The following is a 661-nucleotide window of genomic DNA, read 5'->3' on the forward strand; positions in this document are numbered from 1 at the left end:
CCGGCAACGACCTGTCGGTGGACGACAAGGTCGGCCACGGCACCACCGTGGCCCAGTTGGCCGCCGGTGCCCCGGTGGACATCTGGCCGGGCGGCGTGGCCCCGGAAGCGCGGATCGTCTCCTCCCGCAGCGTCGCCGATACCCCCGGCGGAGACGATGGTTCCGGCCAGGGCAACAAGGTGCTGCCGGGCCGGGGCTACGGCAACTACTTCAAGCAGCTCAACCTGGAACTGGCCGACGCCGGCGCGCGCATCATCAACAACTCCTGGGGCGGGCTGTACTGGGATTCGCCCCTGGTCACCCGCGAGTTCGTCGACGCCTACCGCGAGTTCGTCATCGACCGCGGCGGCCTGGTGGTCTTCGCCAACGGCAATTCCGGGGAGGACCCGCGCTACCGTTCGCAGCCCGGCGACATCGCCGCGCTGCCCAGCAAGTCGCTTGGCGCCGCCGCGCTGGAACGCGGCTGGCTGACCGTGGCCGCGCTCAATCCCAAAAAAAAAAAAAAGACCAAAGACGTTCGAATGGTTGTGCGACGATACGTCTAGGACAATTGCTACTTTGCAGAGATCACGAGTATTGGTCCATTATCAAACACGCAGTGTATACTAGCTGGATCATTATGTAGTCTACATTAGACTAGTTCATCACAACAGATGGAGTC

The 661-nt window shown here is 62.8% G+C and carries 1 protein-coding gene; it reads left to right on the forward strand.

From position 1 onward, the window contains the following. Nucleotides 1-545 (forward strand): S8 family serine peptidase (locus tag CSC66_RS17230; RefSeq protein WP_162378636.1); only part of this gene is annotated, 545 nt, incomplete at its 5' end. Nucleotides 546-661 lie beyond the last annotated feature (116 nt).

Source organism: Pseudoxanthomonas kaohsiungensis (genome assembly GCF_010211765.1).
Classification (GTDB): Bacteria; Pseudomonadota; Gammaproteobacteria; order Xanthomonadales; family Xanthomonadaceae; genus Pseudoxanthomonas; species Pseudoxanthomonas kaohsiungensis.